This window comes from uncultured Nisaea sp., assembly GCF_963974195.1.
GTDB lineage: Bacteria > Pseudomonadota > Alphaproteobacteria > Thalassobaculales > Thalassobaculaceae > Nisaea.
In genome coordinates this window covers 1-21,615 of sequence record NZ_CAXBDC010000056.1, presented here as the reverse complement: position 1 = coordinate 21,615, position 21,615 = coordinate 1, and the positions used below count along the sequence as shown (strand labels likewise).

Annotated in this window: 14 protein-coding genes; 7 read left to right on the top strand and 7 right to left on the bottom strand. The window is 60.7% G+C overall.

The genetic code is table 11. The features are described 5' to 3' along the window. Positions 1-4: 4 nt before the first annotated feature. Entirely contained in the window at positions 5-1,069 is a 1,065-nt protein-coding gene (gene rfbB / locus AAC126_RS13355) for a dTDP-glucose 4,6-dehydratase (protein ID WP_339854120.1), read from the bottom strand. 22 nt (positions 1,070-1,091) lie between these two features. Then, complete coding sequence (gene rfbC / locus AAC126_RS13350) at positions 1,092-1,652, bottom strand: dTDP-4-dehydrorhamnose 3,5-epimerase (protein WP_339854110.1); 561 nt, start codon at positions 1,650-1,652, stop codon at positions 1,092-1,094. A 156-nt stretch (positions 1,653-1,808) separates the two neighbouring features. Between rfbC and AAC126_RS13345 the strand changes: the two genes are divergently transcribed. The 3 genes from AAC126_RS13345 (at position 1,809) to AAC126_RS13335 (ending at position 5,863) form a co-directional block, all read left to right on the top strand. Beyond that, complete coding sequence (locus AAC126_RS13345) at positions 1,809-2,699, top strand: glycosyltransferase family 2 protein (RefSeq protein WP_339854108.1); 891 nt, start codon at positions 1,809-1,811, stop codon at positions 2,697-2,699. Beyond that, positions 2,699-3,127 carry a YqaA family protein gene (locus AAC126_RS13340; protein ID WP_339854105.1) on the top strand — a complete coding sequence of 143 codons (429 nt, stop codon included), beginning with the start codon at positions 2,699-2,701 and terminating at the stop codon, positions 3,125-3,127. Before AAC126_RS13345 ends, AAC126_RS13340 begins: the two co-directional genes overlap by 1 nt. A 186-nt stretch (positions 3,128-3,313) precedes the next feature. Further along, entirely contained in the window at positions 3,314-5,863 is a 2,550-nt protein-coding gene (locus tag AAC126_RS13335; RefSeq protein ID WP_339854103.1) for a DUF4347 domain-containing protein, read from the top strand. A 45-nt stretch (positions 5,864-5,908) separates the two neighbouring features. On the opposite strand, the gene AAC126_RS13330 is transcribed toward AAC126_RS13335, so the two are convergent. Next, entirely contained in the window at positions 5,909-7,975 is a 2,067-nt protein-coding gene (locus AAC126_RS13330) for a tetratricopeptide repeat protein (RefSeq protein ID WP_339854101.1), read from the bottom strand. An 826-nt stretch (positions 7,976-8,801) separates the two neighbouring features. On the opposite strand from AAC126_RS13330, the gene AAC126_RS13325 reads away from it, so the two are divergent. Then, a complete protein-coding gene (locus AAC126_RS13325; protein WP_339854099.1) occupies positions 8,802-13,715 on the top strand; it encodes a DUF4347 domain-containing protein in 4,914 nt (1,637 codons plus the stop codon). Positions 13,716-13,820: 105 nt separating this feature from the next. On the opposite strand, the gene AAC126_RS13320 is transcribed toward AAC126_RS13325, so the two are convergent. The 3 genes from AAC126_RS13320 to AAC126_RS13310 are packed head-to-tail and all read right to left on the bottom strand — an operon-like array spanning position 13,821 to position 17,012. Next, a complete protein-coding gene (locus AAC126_RS13320) occupies positions 13,821-14,759 on the bottom strand; it encodes a DMT family transporter (RefSeq protein ID WP_339854097.1) in 939 nt (312 codons plus the stop codon). A 60-nt stretch (positions 14,760-14,819) separates the two neighbouring features. Next, positions 14,820-16,187, bottom strand: coding sequence for a glutamate--cysteine ligase (locus AAC126_RS13315; protein WP_339854096.1), 1,368 nt, complete (start codon positions 16,185-16,187; stop codon positions 14,820-14,822). 54 nt (positions 16,188-16,241) lie between these two features. Then, on the bottom strand, positions 16,242-17,012 hold the full coding sequence (locus AAC126_RS13310) for a 16S rRNA (uracil(1498)-N(3))-methyltransferase (protein ID WP_339854094.1): 771 nt from the start codon (positions 17,010-17,012) through the stop codon (positions 16,242-16,244). A 111-nt stretch (positions 17,013-17,123) separates the two neighbouring features. Here AAC126_RS13310 and ubiA point away from each other — a divergent pair, with 111 nt between their 5' ends. Together ubiA and AAC126_RS13300 are read left to right on the top strand one after the other, a co-directional pair. Next, entirely contained in the window at positions 17,124-18,035 is a 912-nt protein-coding gene (ubiA, locus tag AAC126_RS13305; protein ID WP_339854092.1) for a 4-hydroxybenzoate octaprenyltransferase, read from the top strand. Then, positions 18,032-18,754: a 50S ribosomal protein L11 methyltransferase gene (locus AAC126_RS13300; protein WP_339854090.1), complete on the top strand. Its 723-nt coding sequence runs from the start codon at positions 18,032-18,034 to the stop codon at positions 18,752-18,754. The genes ubiA and AAC126_RS13300 overlap by 4 nt, the downstream gene beginning before the upstream one ends. On the opposite strand, the gene AAC126_RS13295 is transcribed toward AAC126_RS13300, so the two are convergent. Then, a complete protein-coding gene (locus AAC126_RS13295) occupies positions 18,735-19,469 on the bottom strand; it encodes a hypothetical protein (RefSeq protein ID WP_339854089.1) in 735 nt (244 codons plus the stop codon). The genes AAC126_RS13300 and AAC126_RS13295 overlap by 20 nt on opposite strands. A gap of 471 nt (positions 19,470-19,940) precedes the next feature. On the opposite strand from AAC126_RS13295, the gene AAC126_RS13290 reads away from it, so the two are divergent. Then, on the top strand, positions 19,941-21,615 hold a 1,675-nt coding region (locus tag AAC126_RS13290; RefSeq protein WP_339854087.1), incomplete at its 3' end, for a hypothetical protein.

Genomic DNA, 21,615 nt, shown 5'->3' with positions numbered 1-21,615 from the left:
GCCACTACTCCCTGGAGCCGGTGCCGAGGCGCTCGCCGGCATATTTGCCATCGAGGATCGGCTGCCACCAGTCCTTGCGGTCAAGATACCATTCGACGGTCTTGCGCATGCCGCTCTCGAAGCTTTCGGACGGCTCCCAGCCGAGCTCCGCCTTGATCTTCGAGGCGTCAATGGCATAGCGGAAATCATGACCCGGACGGTCGGTCACATGGGTGATCTGTTCGGAATATTTCTTGCCGCCCTGCTGCGGCACCAGCTCGTCGAGCAAATCACAGATGCCGGTCACCACGTCGATGTTCCGGCGCTCCTCATTGCCGCCGATATTGTAGCTCTCGCCCGGCACACCTTTCGAGCAGACGGTCCAGAGCGCGCGGGCATGGTCGTCGACAAACAGCCAGTCACGGACGTTTTCGCCCTTGCCGTAAACCGGCAGCGGCTCGCCCGCGAGGCCCTTGATGATCATCAGCGGGATGAGTTTTTCCGGGAAGTGATACGGCCCGTAATTGTTCGAGCAGTTGGAGAGCACGGTCGGCAGGCCATAGGTCTCCATCCAGGCCCGGACCAGATGATCCGACGAGGCCTTGCTTGCGGAATAGGGCGAGCGCGGATCGTAGGCGGTTTCCTCGGTGAAGAGGCCGTCATCGCCGAGCGAGCCGAACACTTCGTCCGTGGAGATGTGATGGAAGCGGAAGCGCTTCTTCACGTCTTCGGGCGCGACCGTCCAGTAATTCCGGGCCGCTTCCAGCATGGTGTAGGTGCCAACAATGTTGGTCTCGATGAAGGCCGCCGGGCCGTCGATGGAGCGATCGACATGGCTTTCCGCCGCCAGGTGCATGACGGCATCCGGTTTGTGCTTGGCAAAAATCCGCGTCAGCGCCGGGGCGTCGCAGATATCCGCCTGCTCGAAGTGATACCGGTCCGACCCGCTGACCTCATTGAGCGAGGCAAGGTTCGCCGCGTAGGTCAGCTTGTCGAGATTGATCACCGTGACATCGGTGTCGGCGATCAGGTGACGGATGACGGCGGAGCCGATGAAGCCGGCGCCCCCGGTAACGATGACGGTCTTGATTTCGCTCACGCTCGGGATTTCCTCAGGCTTCGTAGATGAAGGGGCTGTCGAAGTCGGCAAAGGGCGTATAGGCCTCGTCCTTGGCGGAGAGGATCGGCGCGCCGTCGAGCGGCCAGTCGATCCCGATATCCGGATCGTTCCAGGTCAAACCACCCTCACATTCCGGCGCATATTTGCCAGTCACCTTGTACAGCACCTCGGTATTTTCCTCGATGGTGCAGAAACCGTGCGCGAAGCCGACCGGCACCAGGATCTGGTTCCAGGCCTCGGCGCTGATCGTTCGGGCGACCCACTTGCCGTAGGTCGGCGAGCCCTTCCGGATATCGACCGCAACATCGAAAATCGCGCCGCGTATGACCCGGAGCAGTTTGTCCTGGCCGTGCGGCGGGGTCTGGAAATGCAGCCCCCGGAGCGTGCCTTTCGGCGCGGAAAAGGAGTGATTGTCCTGCACGAAGGTCAGATCGAGACCGGCTGCTTCGAAAGCGCCCTGATTATAGGTCTCGGAGAAAAACCCGCGGTGGTCGCCGAACTTTTTCGGCGTGATGATCTTGACGTCCGAGATCTCGGTTGGCTCGACCTGCAAGGCCCTGTCTCCCCTACTATTCACCCGGCCTTATAAGGCCAGCGCGGCTATAGCATGTGCGGCGCGAGGGCGGCAAGCCGCGCGCCCCCGGAAAGCCGCATGAAAGCTTGTGCCCGAAGCTTGTAACAGGGGCGGAAAAAATGGCACATCAGAGCCATGGAAACTCCGCGCCCAAAATCCCCGCCCTCCGAAACGCGCCCCCAAGGCTGCGCCGTCATCATCGTCAGCTACCATACCGGCCCCTGCCTCATGGACTGCATCCGGGCGGCTCTGAGTGAGGCCTCGGCGCAGGAGGTGGTGGTGGTCGACAACGGTAACCCGCCGAAGGTCGTCACCGCGCTTGAAGAGATGGCCGCGTCCGAGCCGCGCCTCGCCCTGCTGACCGGACATGGCAATGTCGGCTTCGGGAAAGCCTGCAATCTCGGCGCGGCGGCCACGGCGAGCCCCCATCTCCTGCTGCTGAACCCGGATAATGTCCTGCAGCCCGGCAGCCTCGACGGCGCCATGACGTTGCTCGGCACGCGGCCGGATATTGCGCTCTATACGGTTCGGATCGAAAATCCGGATGGCAGCGAGCAACGCGGCTGCCGGCGCAACCTGATGACCCCCTGGACCTGCCTGGTGGAAGCCTTCGGCCTGCACAAGCTTGGCTTCAAGCGGATCAACCTCAACCACACACCGCCCCCGACGGCGCTGACAGAGGTCGAGTGCATCTCCGGCTCCTTCATGCTGTTTCCCCGCTCCTTCTTCGACAGGATCGGCGGCATGGACGAGGATTATTTCCTGCATATGGAAGATGTCGATGTCTGTCTGCGCACCCGGAAGGCGGGCGGCGGCATCTGGTTCGATCCGGCCTTCTCCGCGACGCATGTGCAGGGCACCAGCGAGACGACGAAACTCTATATCGAACGGCAGAAAACCAAAGGCGGCACGCTCTATTTCGCCAAACATTTCGGCGGCTGGGCCAACCCGCTCGTGGCGCTGGTGAACACAGCTCTCTGGGCACGGTACGCCCTCATCGCCCTGCGCCTCGGCCTGAAGCGCTGATGGAGGAGACCGGCGCCTATGGCGGGCTCTTTCTTCTCTCTTTCCTGGCCGCGACCTTCTTTCCCGCACAATCCGAATTCGGCCTGATCGGGCTGATCCTGACCGGGGATTATTCCGTGTTCTGGCTCATCACGGCGGCCTCGATCGGCAACACCCTTGGCTCGGTTGTAAACTGGCTGCTCGGACGCTTCATTGACCGGTTCAGCGACCGGAAATGGTTTCCGGTTACCCCGGCCCAGATGGATCGCGCCTGCGGCTGGTACCGGAAATATGGCCAATGGAGCCTGCTGTTGAGCTGGGCGCCTTTCATTGGCGATCCCCTGACCCTCGCGGCGGGGGTGTTACGTGAGCCGTTCGGACGGTTTCTGCTGCTCGTCGCTATCGCCAAAACCGGGCGATATATCCTCGTTGCAATGCTAACGATTTAGCTGCAACCGCATTCAGCGGCGCAATATTTATCTTTCAATTTTCATTCAATATATTGATTAATAATGATTTTTTAAAAGAAAAAAACGTAGTTAATATTTTGTGAATCATTTTAATTAAAATTTACAATAAATATTGCATTGAACTTTACATACGGTTGACGCTGACAGAAAGTTAGAGCCCCGATCATGATGCATGCCATTCCCGGCTTACGCCCTTCCGCCACCTCTCACACCCTGTTCTTCGTCGATCATGAGGTGCTGGACCCTGAGAAAATCCTGTCCGGCCTCACCCAGGGAACAATCGTCAAACGGTTGCCCCGGACTGGTAACGCCCTGGATGCGATTGCATCTCTGGCCGCGATACAGACCGTTCCGGTCGGCCGCATTGTCATCCTCTCCCATGGCAGTCCGGGAGCCCTCCGCCTGTCTGGCCAGGACATTGACAGCACGGCGCTGAGAGACGCGAAGGAAACCCTGTCCCGCATCCGTGAAGCGCTCGCGCCGAAAGCAGAGATTGTCCTGATGGCCTGCAGCACCGGAGCGGGCAGCTCGGGCCGCACGTTTCTGAGAATGCTGAGCATCGCGACCGGAGCGACAGTCAAAGCGGCTGACGCGGATATAGGGGGTGATGCCGGCTGGGGCGCTCTGCCCGCTGTGTTCTCCCATATCAGCAGCACGGCACTCACAGCCTATGAACACCGGTTGGCAACTACCTGGGACGGGTTGAATACCGACGACACTTATATCGGTGACGCAGACGTAAACCATGCCAACGGTCTGGGCGGCAACGATCTGATTCTCGGGAATGCTGAAAAGGACATCCTGAAAGGAGGCGACGGGAACGATACACTTTCGGGCGGCACCGAAGCAGATACTATTTCAGGCGAGGCCGGCGACGATCTGATCTCCATTAACAGCGGAGACCTCAACGAAACAGTATTCCTCGAAGTAATCGACGGCGGTGCCGGCAACGACACAATAGCCCTTGGCACCGGTTCATATGAACTTTCGCGCACCAGTATCTCAAACGTTGAACTCATAACCGGCAGCTCCGGCGCGGACACCATCAACGGTCACTCAACAACCGCGCACAAACTAGCAGCCGGTGCAGGCAACGATGTCATTTCGTTCGGCAGCGGCGCCGATACACTCTCCGGCGAAGCCGGAAACGACACGCTCTCCGGTGGAGGTGGCGGAGACTCAATCGACGGCGGCGCTGGTGATGACCTGATCGTCGGCGGCAGCGGTGAGGACACACTGATTGGCGGGACGGGAAACGATACCTTCAGCGGCAGCGCCAGCGAGTTGAACACCGACGTGATTTCCGGGCTCGAGGCTGGCGACATGATCGTCATCACCGGTAATGACACACTTGTAGCGAGCCTGAATGGCACAACACTCGGCAGCTCCATTAATCTTGACGGCCGAACCCTGAACATTTCCGGCGCAGCCAGCAATCTTACGATCACGGCAACCGATGGCGGCACCGACACAGTATTGACCTTCACAGCGCAGGCCCCGGCTTCTTCCGATAGCGGCTCTTCCGGCAGTACCCTGACCGTGACGAACCAGACCACGGCGGACACAGAGGGCACGGCGACCGGACGTACCCTGGCGAACAACAGCGGCAGCAGCGCAACCGGCGCACTCGTTCAGAATACCGGCAATGGAAATGTCGTCACCGCGACCCTGCCCTCCGGCGTATCACTGACGACCACCGGCACCTCCACAGCCCAGCCGACCAGCACCGCCAGCACCACCCTGACCGGCGAGATCCAGGCAACCGAGCCGAACACAAGCGTACAAAGCTTTCTCGACGGGCACGGCCAGACCTTCATTACCCGCTCCGGCGGCGTCGATCTCGATATACGCTCGATCACCTTCAGCGGCGGCGGTTCGACGGCGCAGACCGTACAGCTCACCGGCCAGTCCAGTGGCGGCTCCGAGGCTTTCGTCATCGACACGTCCGGCCTGCCAACGGGCTCGACCGTCCAGCTCGACAATATCGAGTTCGCCGCCATCGTCGGCAATGCGACAGTAAATGGCGGAGCCGGCCAGAACTACGTGGTCGGTGATGACGCCAGCCAGTTCATCTCCCTCGGCGCCGAGGACGACACCCTGGCCGGTGGCGGCGGCAACGACACAGTCGGCTCGGCCTGGGGCGAAGACATCGTCTATGGCAACCAGGGCGCCGACTATGTCTTTGGCGGCGCCGGCATGGATACGCTCTATGGCGGCCAGGACGGAGACACGGTCTTCGGCGGCAACGATAACGATTTCGTCTATGGCAACATGGGCAACGACACGCTCTCCGGCGGCGAGAATGACGACGTACTGTTCGGCGGCCAGGACGAGGACATCGTCTATGGCAATACCGGCAACGACAGCCTGAACGGTAATCTCGGCAATGACACCCTCTATGGCGGTCAGGGCAACGACCTGATCTCCGGCGGGGCCGGGAATGACCTGCTGTACGGCAACCATGGCAACGACACGCTGGCCGGCGGAGACGGAGCGGATACCTTTGTTTTCACGTTCGGCGGCGGGAACGACCAAGTGAACGACTATCAGGCCGGCACCGACAGCCTGCAATTCCAGGACGGGCTGACCTACACGGCAGCGGAGAGTGACGGGAACACCGTGCTGACGCTTTCCGATGGCGGCTCGCTCACCCTGATCGGGGTCTCGAAAGCCCAGCTCGGCATCGCGGCGATTGCCGGCTGGGAGCTGAGCTAGCCCCCTTCAGCGCCCGGTGGCGGACACAGAGACTGGAAGTCCGGGTTACGGACTGCTCCACAGCCTCAAATCACGAACGACCTGAGAAAGAACCGGCTCCCAGTCTCCGTCCGTTTCCTGGCGATACACGCGCGTCTTCGGGTACCAGAGGGAATCGCTCCGGTTCAGCCCCCAGCGCCAGTCGGGTCTCGTCGGCACCATCACCCAGCACGGCACGGCCAGGGCACCGGCGAAATGCACGGTGTTGTTCGGCGGACTGATCACGAGATCCATTACCGACGTCAGAGCAGCGAGGCCATCAAGATCCTGCATGGGATCGACGCCATGACTGTTGTCGAGCTGTATTCCCGCCGCTTCGAACGCGGCCATGTCCTCGTCCAGCACGCTGTACTGCAGAGACACCAGAGCAGAGCCGGGAACCTCCGCGATGCCCGCCCAGAGCGCCGGAGGGATTGAGCGCCGCGCCCCGGTTGGCGCGCTGGAACGCCAGGTAATCCCGACCAGATGCTTTCCCGGATGCCGGGCCTGCAACGCCGCACGCAAAGCCTTCGCCCGAACCGGGGCGACCACGACCCAGGGATCCGGAGCCGCCTGACCGCCGCAGAACAGCCGCAGGCGGTGCGGCAGATCGCCGATCGCCAGGTGGAAATCGGCGCCGTGATGGCTTTCAACCGCGCCGCTCGGGCCATCCACATCCGGCACCATCACGTCCGGGAAGCTGCGCCTGATAAGAGGCCGCAGGCGCGGTTCTGCCAGCACCGTCGCCCGCGCTCCCATCCGGCGAACATGCTTCAGGAGCGTCAGGAACTGCACCTCGTCGCCAATGCCCTGCTCTCCCCACAGCAGCAGATGCTTTCCTTCAATCGCCTCGTCCTGCCATTCCGGGATAGCAAAGCGCCGAAGGATTTCACGCCCCTCGGGCGTTTCCAGTCTGCGCGTGTGAACCCGCCAGCCTTCCTCGAACCTTTCCTGTCCCAGCAAAGCGAAGGCCGTGTTGTTGCGCGCATGAGCGTAGCTGTCCGAAATAAAGAATGCCCGGTGGCCATGCTTGACCACCGCCTGGGGATCGCTTCGATGGCCCGCGTCAGAGGACAGTCTGAACCAGACTTCCGGATGTTCCGGTTTGGCGACAGCGCTGCGCCGGAGCCAGGGATCCACACCTTTTCGATCAGGGTCGCGGGTCCCGGCAACAGCCATATGATTATAAAAATCATGCGCCAGAGGATCGAGGGATATCACCCGCTTCACCCAGTCCCGGGTGCGCAATATTCCGGCCATATCCATGCATGCCGGTTGATTGGCCGGCTCCATCATCAGGCTCCGTTTGCACGGCTCCAGCGCATCGGCTTCCCGGTCAAGTTTCGCAAGCGCGCGCGCATGGTTCCTCCATGCTTCCGCAAGACCCGGCGCTGCTGCTGTCGCCGCGCGAAACCACTCTTCGGCATGCTCGAAATCATCATTCCCGAAGGCGATCAGGCCGAGGTTGTTCCTGGCTGTTCCGCTGCGTGGGGCGATCCGCAATGTGCGCAAGAAAAATGCTTTGGCCCCGTCGGTGTTATTCAGATCGAGAAGTACGTTCGCGAATTGGAAAGTGCCGTCCAAATGGGCAGGCTCAAGGAGCAACAGGCGGCGCATATAGTGCGATGCCGCCTCGAAGTGCCCGGATTGTTTCCGGTCCAGCCCAAGCTGCAAATATATCCCGCTATCCAGAGGCGAAAGAATGGAACAGCGCCGCAACACCCGGTTTTTACCGGGGGCAGGCACCCAGTCCACCAGCCTCCGGGCAATGCTGGCAACTCCCGGCTCAAGCAACGTTGCCCGGCGAAAACACCCTGCCGCATCCTGAAAGCGTCCCGACTTCCCCGACACGTCACCGAGATCACCCCAGATCCGTGCGTTATCCGGGATCAACCGGGCAGCCTTGTTGAGCAGTGCTATTGCTTCCCCCGCCCGGCCCGTTTCGGCCCGGATCGTGCCAAGCAATGCAAGTGCCTGGGGATACTGAGGGTCGCTTTCGGGAATCCGGCTGCAAATGCGCGCAGCACGCATCCGGAGCCCAGACCGGTACTTGCTTTTAGCATCTTCAAGAGGGTGCAAAGAATTATCAGACATCGCCAAATTTCATACTAACCCAGACACTTAGCACCATTTCGGCCATAATTCCGGCCTTCGCTTCGCTCGACGCGCTCGCATCTATCGCTGCCGGCCTGCCACTGCCCCACCTTGAGAGTAAGCTATGAATTTGGCGATCCGGAAGCACCGCAGGCTAAATTAATATTTTTGAGATTAACTAAATAGAAATTTTCAAACCGCATCATGAAATCATTAAACATGAACAAAGATCACGAGAATATCCTCACAACATTAATAATTTAATATTATTAAATAACCTTACACCCCTTACCAAAGTAAAAAAATCATTCATTATTATTTATACAATACGTATCGGTAACTTATTTTTGTGGTGTGATAATCATCAAACACCATAATTTCCCATATAAAATTCCACACCACCGCATCGCAATCATAAACCTCCAAAAACCAATATAGGTAACTTTAAATTAACCACACATCCGGGCAAAAAACCGACCGCCAAGATCATCGCCTGAACAAAAATGAACAACTAACAACAGCCTGAGCCGAGATAATTTCTCTATAAAATAAATAAATACACCCATTCCTAGTATCTCTCCAGGAAAATTCAACGCGCTTCTCCGGTGCCGCGACCGGCAAAAAAATCAACATGAACATATTTATTTATTCATTTGATAACCCTCTTTAGATTGCGTTAACAAACTTAGAGTATCTCTCCTCTTTATAAGGTCTCCTGATTCGCGTCGGAAGATTGCCTCGAAAAAATCAGCCTAAGCAGTGAAGGCCATGCGTGCCGCCGGACAATCCAGGCACTGGGCCATAATTGTGTGAATTGGAAACACTAATGTCGGCTACCGAAACACCTGACACTCGTTCTGCTCTTTTGAATTATCCCGGGTATCTCTTCGTAGATCCGGATATCCGGGATAGCGCAGAATTGCTCACGGGTATCGCCCCGTCGATCACGGTGGTCCACCTTGCGAAAGACGGCGATCCGCTCGGACAGATAGCGGCGGCGCTGGCAGGTGAGCGCGGGCTGTCCAGTCTCCACATTCTCTCACATGGTGAGCCGGGCGCCCTGCTTCTGGCAGGCATCCAGGTCGACACGGCGCTTCTCGCACAATCGGAAGGCCGGCTGCGCGCCATTCGGGAAGCCCTGGCCGACGACGCTGACCTTGTTCTTTATGGCTGCTCTGTCGCGGCCGGAGACCAGGGGTGCGACTTCATCACGGCGCTGGAAACAGGCTTCGCCGCCGACGTCACGGCTTCCGCCATCCCGGTTGGTGCTGGTCTGGGCTGGAACGCCTTCCCTGCCGCGCTTTCCGCTTTCTCTCAGGAAAGCATGGCGCGCTATTCCCATACCCTGCATCAAACGACTTTCGGGATCGTGACGACAATCCAGTCCACCACTACGCTGGTGGTCCAGGGTGCCAATGAAACCAGCGGATTAACCATCAGTGTCGAGCGCTCCGACGCCACGCCGATGGCCGGGGTCAGTTCAGGCTTCCTTGATGCCGGTCTGATATCGAGCGCCACAACCTATACAGTGAGCTACTCAAGCCCGATCTCCATTACTCAGTTCCAGATCGGCGAATTCCAGAACCTGACCGGTGAAGGCAATTACACCTTCACCCCGAACTCCGGCACCACAGTGACCATCGCGGACAATTCAGGAAGTATTGCCGGCTCGATTGCGACCTTGAGTCCGGGGGATTGGACCGATGTCAGTTCCTTCACCGTATCCTACACCGGAACCTCAAACTGGCGGGTCGGCCTCGATAATATCAAATATACAGTCTCCAATCCCGTGCCGACGGCAGGTAATGACGCCCTGACGGGAACCGCCGGTGCGGATACCGTGGATCTGCTTGCCGGCAACGACTCCTATTCCGGGCTTGCCGGCGCCGACACGATCACCGGCGGGGACGGTAACGACACGATCCTCGCCGGCGACGACGTCGACCTGGTGCTCGGCGGGAACGGCAACGATTCTATCTCTGGCGGCGCAGGCGCCGACAATCTTTCCGGAGATGCTGGCGACGACACTTTCTCCGCGACATCCACAGACATCACCGGCCTGGCAGAAACCATCAGCGGCGGCACCGGCACGGACGTGCTCGAACTCACTGGCGGCGGCGCATTCAATCTCTCAAGCGCGACCATCGACAGCATCGAGCTGATCTCAGGATCCGCTTCGGCGGATTCCATCACGGGCACAAGCGCTGCCGACACCATTGCCGGTGGCGGCGGAGCCGACCTGATCAACGCGGGCGATGGCGCCAACCTGATCTCCGGTGGTGCGGATGCGGATAATCTGATCGGCGGAACCGGTGCGGACACCTTTGCCGCGACCTCTGCTGACATTACCGGCCTGGCAGAAACCATCAGCGGTGGCGGCGGCAGCGATGTGCTTGCCCTCAATGGTGGCGGCGCATTCGACCTCTCAAGCGCAACACTTAACAGCATCGAGCTGATCTCCGGCTCCGCTTCGGCGGATTCCATCACAGGCACAAGCGCCGCCGACGCGATCAACGCGGGTGACGGTGCCAACCTGATCTCCGGCGGTGCAGGTGCCGACAATCTCATCGGCGGCTCTGGCGCGGATACCTTTGCCGCGACATCCGCGGACATTACCGGCCTGGCAGAGACCATCAGCGGTGGTGGCGGCAGCGATGTGCTTGCCCTCAATGGCGGCGGCGCATTCAATCTTTCCAGCGCGACACTTAACAGCATTGAGCTGATCTCAGGGTCCGCATCGGCCGATTCCATCACCGGGACAAGCGCTGCCGACACCATCAACGCAGGTGACGGCGCCAACCTGATCTCCGGCGGTGCGGGTGCCGACAACCTGATCGGCGGAACCGGAGCGGACACCTTTGCCGCGACATCCGCAGACATCACCGGCCTGGCAGAGACCATCAGCGGCGGGGCCGGTACCGACGTGCTCGCCCTCAATGGCGGTGGCGCATTCAATCTCTCAAGCGCGACGCTCGACGGCATCGAGCTGATCTCCGGCTCCGCATCGGCCGATTCCATCACCGGGACAAGCGCTGCCGACACCATCAATGCGGGTGACGGCGCCAACCTGATCTCCGGCGGCGCAGGTGCGGACAATCTCATCGGCGGAACCGGAGCGGACACCTTTGCCGCGACATCCGCAGACATCACCGGTCTGGCAGAGACCATCAGCGGCGGAACCGGCACGGACGTGCTCGCCCTCAATGGCGGCGGCGCATTCAATCTCTCAAGCGCAACACTTAACAGCATCGAGCTGATCTCTGGGTCCGCTTCGGCGGATTCCATCACCGGGACAAGCGCTGCCGACGCGATCAACGCAGGTGACGGCGCCAACCTGATCTCCGGCGGTGCGGGTGCCGACAACCTGATCGGCGGAACCGGAGCGGACACCTTTGCCGCGACATCCGCAGACATCACCGGCCTGGCAGAGACCATCAGCGGCGGCACCGGCACGGATGTGCTCGCCCTCAATGGCGGCGGCGCATTCGATCTCTCAAGCGCGACCATCGACGGCATCGAGCTGATCTCAGGATCCGCTTCGGCCGATTCCATCACTGGCACAAGCAGCGCCGATACCATTGCCGGTGGCGGCGGTGCAGATGTCATCAACGCGGGCGAGGGCGCCAACCTGGTCTCCGGCGGGGCGGGCGCCGACAACCTGATCGGCGGCACCGGAGCGGACACTTTTGCCGCGACATCCGCAGACATCACCGGCCTGGCAGATACCATCAGCGGCGGCGCCGGTACGGACGTGCTCGCCCTCAATGGCGGCGGCGCATTCAATCTCTCAAGCGCGACCATCGACGGCATCGAGCTAATCTCAGGATCCGCTTCGGCCGATTCCATCACTGGCACAAGCGCTGCCGACGCGATCAACGCGGGCGATGGCGCCAACCTGGTCTCCGGCGGTGCGGGTGCCGACAACCTGATCGGCGGAACGGGGGCGGATACCTTTGCCGCAACATCCGCGGACATTACCGGTCTGGCAGAGACCATCAGCGGCGGTGCCGGTACGGACGTGCTCACCCTCAATGGTGGCGGCGCATTCAATCTCTCAAGCGCGACCATCGACGGCATCGAGCTGATCTCAGGATCCGCTTCGGCCGATTCCATCACAGGCACAAGCGGCGCGGATACCATCAACGCGGGTGACGGCGCGGATCTGATCTCTGGTGGCGCCGGCGCGGACAGGCTGTTGGGCCAGGGCGGAGCCGACTCCCTGTTCGGGAGCACTGGTGACGACTTTCTCGACGGCGGCAGTGGTGCGGACGTCCTCAATGGCGGCGCAGGTAACGACACATTCTCGGGCACCGCGACTGAGATGAACAACGACACGATCTCCGGTCTCGCTGCCGGTGATGTCATTGTCGTCAATAGCCAGGATCTGAGCGCCCTGAACGGGACTACGCTTGGAAATTCGATCTCCGTGACCGGTGGTGCCATCACGCTCGCCGACGCAGGGGCAAACCTCACGATCACCACGAGTGTCACCGGCGGCAACACAACGCTGACCTTTGCCACGGCCCCCACGACCGCGCCGACGGGCGGCTCCTCCGGCAGCGGCCTGACCGTGACCAATCAGACCACGGCAGACACAGCCGGGACAGCCACCGGCCGCACCCTGGTCAACAATACAGGATCGTCGGCCACCGGCGAACTTGTCTCCAACACCGGCAACGGAAACGTGGTCACAGCGACCCTGCCGACTGGCATTTCGCTGACCAATTCGGGAACTTCCGCCGCCCAGCCCGACAGCACGGCCGGAACGACCCTGACAAACGAGATCATCAATACGGAACAAGCCGCAACAGATCATGGCTTCCTTAACGGGCATGGCTCGACCTTCATCGCCAAATCCACCGGCATAACGCTCGATATCCGGTCGATTTCCTTCTCCAGCACCGGCACGACGCCCGAGACAGTGCAGATCACCGGGCAATCCACCAGCGGCTCCGAAGCCTTTGTCATCGACACGTCCGGCCTGCCGACAGGATCAACCGTCCAGCTCGATAATATCGAGTTCGCCGCCATCGTCGGCAACGCGACCGTGAACGGCGGCGCCGGGCAGAACTATGTGGTCGGCGACAGCGGCAGCCAGTTCATCTCCCTCGGAGACGAGGACGATACGCTGGCCGGTGGCGCGGGCAATGACTCCGTCGGCTCCGGCTGGGGCGAGGATATCGCCTACGGCAACCAGGGTGCCGACTATGTCTTCGGCGGTGGCGGCATGGACACGCTCTATGGCGGCCAGGACGGAGACACAGTCTTCGGCGGCAACGACAACGACTGGGTCTACGGCAACAAGGGCAACGACACGCTCTCCGGCGGCGAGAATGACGACATTCTGTTTGGTGGTCAGAACGAGGACATTCTCTACGGCAATACCGGGAACGACAGCCTGAACGGCAATATGGGCAACGACACGCTCTATGGCGGTCAAGGAGACGATTATCTCGCCGGCAATAATGGAGCAGACCTGCTCGTCGGAAATAAAGGCAACGATACGCTTGTCGGCGGCGAAGGGGCGGATACCTTTGTCTTCACGTTCGGCGGCGGGAACGATCAGGTGAGCGACTATCAGGCCGGAACGGACAGCCTCTCCTTCGCCTCGGGGCTAGAGGTTACATCCGGAACAGAGACGGCAGGCACCACCACCCTCCAGCTAACAGACGGCGGCACTGTCACCCTCGTCGGCGTCACCAAGACGACCCTGATGGAAGCGACAGGCTGGGTTCTGTAGGGGAGTCAACGCCAACACCTGAAGTGTAAAAAAAACCGCGGCCAGAACATCGGCTGCGGTTTTTGCTTTCGGAAATCCTTTCCAGTCAGGCTCTCTGTCAGACTCTCACGGAGAGGGCTCCGGCATCACGCCGGGGCCTGTTGTCTTTTTGCCCAGGCGTGTTTCCCGGTAGCCGATATAGAGTCCCGCGCCGATGACAATGGCGCCGCCAAGCAATGTTGCACCGTCCGGGACCTCGCCCCAAATCGCGAGCCCGAACAGCGTGGCCCAGATCAGCGCTGTATATTCGAATGGGGCGACGACAACCGCTTCCGCGTGCCGGAATGAAGACGTCACGAGATATTGACCGACACCGCCAAGCAACCCCAGCAGCAGGAACAAAGCCCAGTCGGCAGGCAGAGGAGGCATCCAGCCGGACGGCGTCCCGGAAGCCCAGAGCACGCCCGACGCCCCGACCACGAGACCGGCGAGGGTCGTGTAGAACGTCATCGACACGCTGGTCTCCGTCTTGGACAACCGGCGGGCAAGCAGCATGGTCATCGCAAAGCAGAACGAGGCCGCAATCGGGATCAGGGAATCAAGCTTGAAGATCTCCGCGCCCGGTCTGACCACGATCACGACGCCGATGAAGCCGACGATAACAGCCGCCAGCCGTCTGATGCCCACCCGCTCCCCGAGAACCGGCACGGAAAGAAGCGTGACGAAGAGCGGCGAGGAGAATGCAAGGGTCACCGTCTCGGCCAGACCGAGGACGGACAGCGCATAGAAAAACCCGACCATGGCACCGGCGCCGAAAGCCGAACGCAGCAGTTGCGCCCCTGGCCGCGCCGTGCGCAGGGCGGCGAGCCCGCCTTGCAGGCAGACGATCACGAACAGCGGGATCAGTCCGAAGACCGAGCGCAGCATGACGATCTGGATGCTCGGATAGGAAGCCGTGAGCCATTTGATCAGGGCATCCATCACGGAAACCACGAAGATCCCCGCGATCATCAGGATAATACCCCGCCGGATCGCTCCGCTGTCATCATCCGTCAGGCCGGTCATGACATTCCTTCCAGGGCCGCGGCCCGCATATGCAGGCCGCGCCTTCCGGACCTGTCGAGACTAATAGCGCTGGAATTCGAAAATCGGTTCGACCGAGCCGTTCCAGTCGCCGTGATAGAGGTCTAGCAGGCGGTCCGCCGAGGTCTTGCCGGACTCGGCAACATCCTGCAGCCAGTTCAGGAAACCGCTCTCGTCGTTCCCCGCCGCATCGGTATAGGCCCGGCGTTTCAGGCCATGCCTGGAAATCTCGATCATCCGCTTGGCGAGATCCTGCACGGTGCCGTCCCGGAACGGGGTTTGCAAGCCATGCTTCGGCACGCCATCGCGCAACGCCGACATTTCCTCGATGGTCCAGTCGGCGATCATGTCCGCCGCCGCCTGCTGGGAATCGCTGTTATAGAGAATGCCGGTCCAGAGTGCCGGCAGGGCGCAGATATTCCGCCACGGTCCGGTATCGGCGCCGCGCATCTCGATATATTTCTTCAGCCGGACTTCCGGAAAACTGGTCGTCATGTGATCGGTCCAGTCGCCCATGAAGGCGTTCTGGCCTTCATATCCCTCAAGCTTGCCCGCCATGAAATCACGGAAGCTCTTGCCGGCGACGTTCTGATAATCGCCATCCCGGTAGAGGAAATACATCGGCACATCGAGCATGTAGTCGACATAGCGCTCGAACCCGAAGCCGTCCTCGAAGACGAAGGGCAGCATGCCGCAGCGCTCCGGATCCGTGTCGGTCCAGACATGGGAGCGGTAGCTCTTGAAGCCGTTCGGCTTGCCTTCCGTGAAGGGCGAGTTGGCGAACAGGGCCGTGGCGACCGGCTGCAATGCGACGCTGATGCGGAACTTCTGCACCATGTCCGCTTCGCTCTCGAAATCGTAGTTGCCCTGCACGGTGCAGGTCCGCTTCATCATGTCGAGGCCGAGAGTACCGACCTTCTGCATATGGGCACTCATGACCACATAGCGGCCTTTCGGCATGAACTCGATATCATCCCGCGTCGATGTCGGATCGAACCCAGCCCCCAGCATGCCGACGCCAAGCTCGGCATTGACCTCCTTGATCTGCGCCAGGTGCGTGTGCACCTCGTCGCAGGTCTGGTGCAGTGTCTCCAGCGGCGCACCGGACAGCTCGAACTGCCCGCCCGGCTCCAGCGTGATGGCACAGCCACCCTGGGTCAGCGCGACGACATTCTCACCCTCGTAAATGGGCTCCCAGCCGAACTTGTCGACCAGCCCGTTCAGGATGGCGCCAATGCCGTCCTTGCCGAAATAGGGCAAACGCTTGTGATCGCTGAGGCGGAACGGGAATTTCTCGTGCTCCGTGCCGATGCGCCAGTCGGCGCGCGGCGTGCAGCCGGATTCCAGATCCTCGACGAGCTGCGCCTTGCTGGCGATCGGCTCGCCTTGGGAGCCTGGGGGACGGGACATGTTTCCTCCGGTGGGATCAAACGACTCTGTGTGCCGCTCGGCACGAGTTCGGGTTTAGAGATCAAGTCCGTCAGGACGTTCCATGGTCCAATCCCCCGCCACCGCCTGCCAACAGGCAAGCGCTGCAAGCGCCGCCGTGTCGGAACGCAGCAACCGCGGTCCTAGACTTACAGACGTAACAAAGGAACTTTGCCGGAGCCGGTCAAGTTCATGATCGGCAAAACCCCCTTCTGGACCTATCAGCAATCCACAGGGGGTTCCCCCCTTGAAAGGCGGGTTTGAAAACACATCGGCGACGGGCGTTCCGGCGCCGGTCTCATCGCAGACGATCAGCGGCCGGTCCTGCGGCCAGGCTTCCAGCAATGCGTCGAAGCGCGCCGGCTCGCGGATTTCCGGGACACTCAGCCGGGCTGTCTGCTCGGCGGCCTCCATCGCGTTGGCCAGCAGCCGGTCGGTATTCACCCGGTCGACCTGTGTGTGTTTCGTGAAAACCGGCCAGAGGACAGAAGCACCGAGTTCGGTCGCCTTCTGGGCGGTAAAATCTATCCGGGCCCGTTTGATCGGCGCGAAAACCAGCCAGATATCCGGCTCGGCACGCTGCGGGCGGCGCTGTTCGACCAGCGACAACGAGGTCCAGCCCTTGCCGATACCGTCGATTCGCGCCGTCCACTCGCCATCACGTCCGTTGAACAGCGCAACATGGGCGCCGGGCGCCAGACGCAGAACATGCCTCAGATAATGCGTCTGACCGGTCTCAAGCCCGACCGTACCATCCGCGGCAAGGTCGGCAGTCACAAACAGACGGGTCTCGATCTTCTCACTCATCCGGCCTCGCCTTCAGCGGCCTCGCACTTAGACGGCAATCGGCTGCCACCGTCCGGTCATCGCACCCCGGTCCTTGCTCCAGAGTGCCGCCCGGTTTATGCAGAAGCCACCATGACCGCAAGCGATATTGCACGCAACGACTGGGTGGACCGGCTTCTGCCCCCGAGCGCACAGCCTTATGCGAGACTGATGCGGCTGGACCGGCCAATCGGCACCTGGTTGTTATTGCTGCCTTGTTGGTGGGGGCTTGCCCTCGGCTGGCAGGTGACGGGGCAGGCTCTGCCGCCACTGGATCTTCTCCGGCTTTATATACTGTTCAGTGTCGGCGCCGTGATCATGCGGGGGGCCGGTTGCACCATCAACGATCTCTGGGACCGGGATTTCGACGGCAGGGTTGCCCGCACCATGGACCGGCCGATCGCCAGCGGCGCGGTGTCGGTCCGTCAGGCATTTCTGTTCCTTGCCCTGCAGCTCGGCGCCGGGCTGCTGATCCTGCTGCAACTGAACCGGACCTGCTGGCTGCTCGGCGTTCTGGTGCTCGTGCTCGTCGTTACCTACCCGCTGTTCAAACGCATCACCTATTGGCCGCAATTCGTGCTCGGCCTGACCTTCAACTGGGGGGCGCTGATGGGCTGGGCGGCGGTGACCGGCAATATCGGCATTGCCAACAGCGTGCTTTATTGCGCGGGCATCGTCTGGACCCTCGGATACGACACGATCTACGCCCATCAGGACAAGGAAGACGACATTCTGATCGGCGTGAAATCCTCCGCCCTCGCCCTTGGCGCGCGGACCGTGCCGTTTCTCTGGGCCGTCTATCCGCTGACCCTGGCCGGGATCGCTGTGAGCGGCTGGCTGATCGGGCTTGGCTGGCCGTTCTATATCGGCCTTGCCGCCGCCGGCGCACAGCTGCTCTGGCAGATCCTCCGCATCGATATCGACGACCCAAAGGACTGCCTCGCGAAATTCAAATCCAACAGGTATTTCGGCTGGATCGTCACCGCGGCTCTCCTGGCCGGATGATCCCCGGCAGCACAAAGCTGATCACAGCGGAATTCATCCTCCGCAACACCGAAATCATCTCCCCGCCCCTGATCCCGGAGCTCACGCTGCATCTGGCCACGGAAGCGACGACGCTCTGGCAGGCAACCGAGACGGAGCTGGAGCAGCACGGTCTGCCGCCGCCCTATTGGGCCTTTCCCTGGGCAGGCGGGCAGGCGGTGGCGCGGTATGTCATCGACAATGCCCCGCTCGTCGCGGGAAAACGGGTCCTCGATGTCGGCGCCGGGTCCGGCATGGTCGGGCTGGCCGCGCTCTGGGCTTCGGCGGCGACCGTGATTTCCAATGATACCGACCCCGTGGCCGCCATCGCAATCGCCCTCAACGCGGAAACAAACGGGCTGCAGGCAGGGCTGACCATCGCGATCCGGGACATGCTGGACGAGCCGGTGATGGCCGAGGATGGCGGGCCGCTCTACGACACCGTGCTGGCCGGGGACATCTGCTACGAGCGGAGCATGTCCGACCGCATGCAGGCCTGGCTGCAACGTCATGCGGATGCGGGTGCGCTGGTACTGGTCGGCGATCCCGGACGGACCTATCAGCCAACCGGCGGTATCGCGCTCTGCGCGCACTACGACGTACCGGTCTCCCTTGAGATCGAGGATTCGGAGCTGCGGAGAACCGCCGTCTGGCGGCTGACAGGCACAGCCGAGGCTGCGGCTATCCCAGAACAACCCTGAAGCGCGGATCCTCGAACAGCATCGTGGTCTCGGACAACCGTTCCGTCAGATGCGCCCGGCGCGGCCCGTTCTCTTCGCCCAGCAGGGACAGGACCCACGCCTCCTCCTCAGGATGATCGCCGAACATGCTGTGCAGGAGCGCCAGTTTCGCCGCCTGGGGCAGACTTCTGAACCGTCGCCCCCTGGCCTCGATCTCGGCCAGCGCAACCGGCGCGCCATCCAGCGCCAGCGCACCGCATTTCGTAATATAGCAGCCGGCCCGCACCGCCGGACGGCCCTCGCCAAGATTGATCGTGTCCGGATCGAATGTTCCATAGACGTAACTGGCGCCGACATTCTCGGTCTCGTGCATCCGCTCCAGCTGCGCTTCCGTCAGCCAGGTGACGGCCACCCGGACCTCTGTTCCCGGACTGCCGTGGAGCGTGGCGGGCACCGATCCGTATCCAGCCAGATGCGCGCAATAGACCACGTCATAGCCCTGCATCCAGGCCCATGTGACCGGTATTGTGCGGTCATGCTCCGGGCCGAATTTCCGCGCCAGCTGTTCCGGCGCCCGGTTCGAGCCGACGGCAATCACCGGCTGTCGGCCACCGAGGTCAACTGAAAGGTCGAGAGGCACCACATCCCCTGCCCGGAACAGGAAATCATGTTCCGGCGCCGGATAGGGATAACCATATGCCCTGATCAGTCTCGGATCGGAATTTAGTGACGCCATAAGTCCCTACAAAAATTCTGCATAAGTTGAATATTATATTGCGTCACCATCAACAAAAATGACGTGACACCCTGCGGGAACAATACAGTTCATTTCAGTCTATTTCAAAAATTTGTTTTATTTTCATAACCTTAAATAATCACACATAAATAACGGTCAAATAATTGACTCTAATTTGAATCTAACGATCACATAATTTTAAACTCATGATATATATTCACAATCAAATTAGGTAATTCCTAATTCTTAAACAACGATCCTTGCTGCTGCATGGGAGCACAGCAAACAAAACCACCGGCACTTGACCGATGCTCGAAAGAAGACTGCGCGAACTTTTCGCACTTCACTTTGACACGCTTTGGCATGGTTTTGAGTCCCGGGAAACAAGCAGAAAGACCGGAAAGCCGGGTGGAGGGTGCCGCCTGTCTGACCCGCGGGGGAATTAAAAACAAGAACGGGGGAAAACAAAAAATGTCGACAATTGAAACGTCGGACGCACTGCCAGAGGCAAACGCAACCACATTACCGGCAAAAAAGCGCTCGGGACTTGGTGTCGGCGGAAAACTTTACCTTGCGATTGGTGGCATGTTCGCCATTACCACCGTCGCCGCCGGCGTCTCTTTCTGGGCTTTTGGCGACCTCAAGAACGCCATGGAAAATTTCGCCGGCAACGCCATTCCGGCCATCAAATCCTCCTTGCAACTGGCAGCAGAGAGCGCCGGGGCCGCAGCCAAGGCACCTGAAATCGTCACCGCACAAACGGAAGAGCAGCGCAGCGCCATCGAAGCGGAGATCGCGACCCTGCTGACCCATCTGGAAGATCGCGTTCGTGGCCTCTCGGCCCTGAACGACAATCAGAAACAGACGAATCTCGACCTGATCGCCACGTTCCGGAGCGGCATCGAAACCCTCGGTGCAAAGATGCAGGAGAAACAGGGAATCTCCACCCAGGTCAGCCGAAACGTCTCCAGTCTGATGACCATTCATCAAAGCTTCCTGGACGAGCTTGGCCCCTTGGTGAAAGAGGCAAACGGCACGCTCGTCATAAAGGGAGACGAGACAATTGAACGGGTCTCGGAGCTGGTCACGTCCCTGCTCCAGGGCGAGGTAAATGCCCTGCAGGCCGGTCTCCGTCTCAATGCCAGCCTGCGCGAAATCATGGGACTGATGGCACGTACGGCGGCAGCGACCGAGATGGAGGCAATACCGGTCCTCCAGGATCGCTTCAACGCAATCCTGCTCGATATCCTGACCTACGAGGACATGCTCCCCGACACCGAAGCCGCCACGGCCCTGACTGAATTCACCCAGGCGCTTCTCGAAATCGGAAACGGCGAGAATTCGATGTTCGCCATCAGGACAACCGAGCTCGACTTCAATCAATCTCTGACGTTCCAGCAGACCCTGACCCTGAAAGACAAGCGGCATGCGCTCGATACCAAACTTGCCGCTCTCGAAGAGACATTTGCCTCCAAGGTCGAACCTGTCGTCCAGGATGCCACCCGCAATCTCGCCATTGGCGGCCGCAACCTGAATGCAACGGTCAGCGACACGATCGACGATCTGGTGAACGGCGATGTCGCGCGCCTGCAGGCCATGCTGGAGCTTGCGGCCGAAGCCAATCTGATGGCCGGGCTGCTGAATTCCGGCGCCAGCGCTCCGGACGTTATCGCCCTCGGCGCCATCGCCGATCATTTCGAGGCCGAGAAAGCTTTGTTCGAGGAAGCCATCGCCCGGTTCCGTGACACCGTAATCTCGGAGAATGTTCCGGAGCTGGCGGCAAGGATCATGGCATTCGGTTCCGGAGATGGAAGCATTTTCGCCTTGCGCCGGGCCCAGCTTGAAATCGACAGCGCCGCGCTTCAGGCCCTCGACAACACCCGTTCGACGGCAGCCAGCATTCACAATGAAGTTCAGAATGTCGTCGCCGAGGCGGAAAAAGTATCCGCCGAAAGCGAGAGCAGCGCGCTCGCCCGGATCGAGCACAGCCAGAACCTTCTGTTCGCGATGGTCGCGATCAGCGCCGGGGTCGGTCTTCTGATCGGCTGGTTCCTTGTGTCCCGTCAGGTGGTGAGCCGGATCAACGGTCTGGCCGACACGATGGGCGTGATCGCGGATGGCGATCTGGACACGGATGTGGACACGT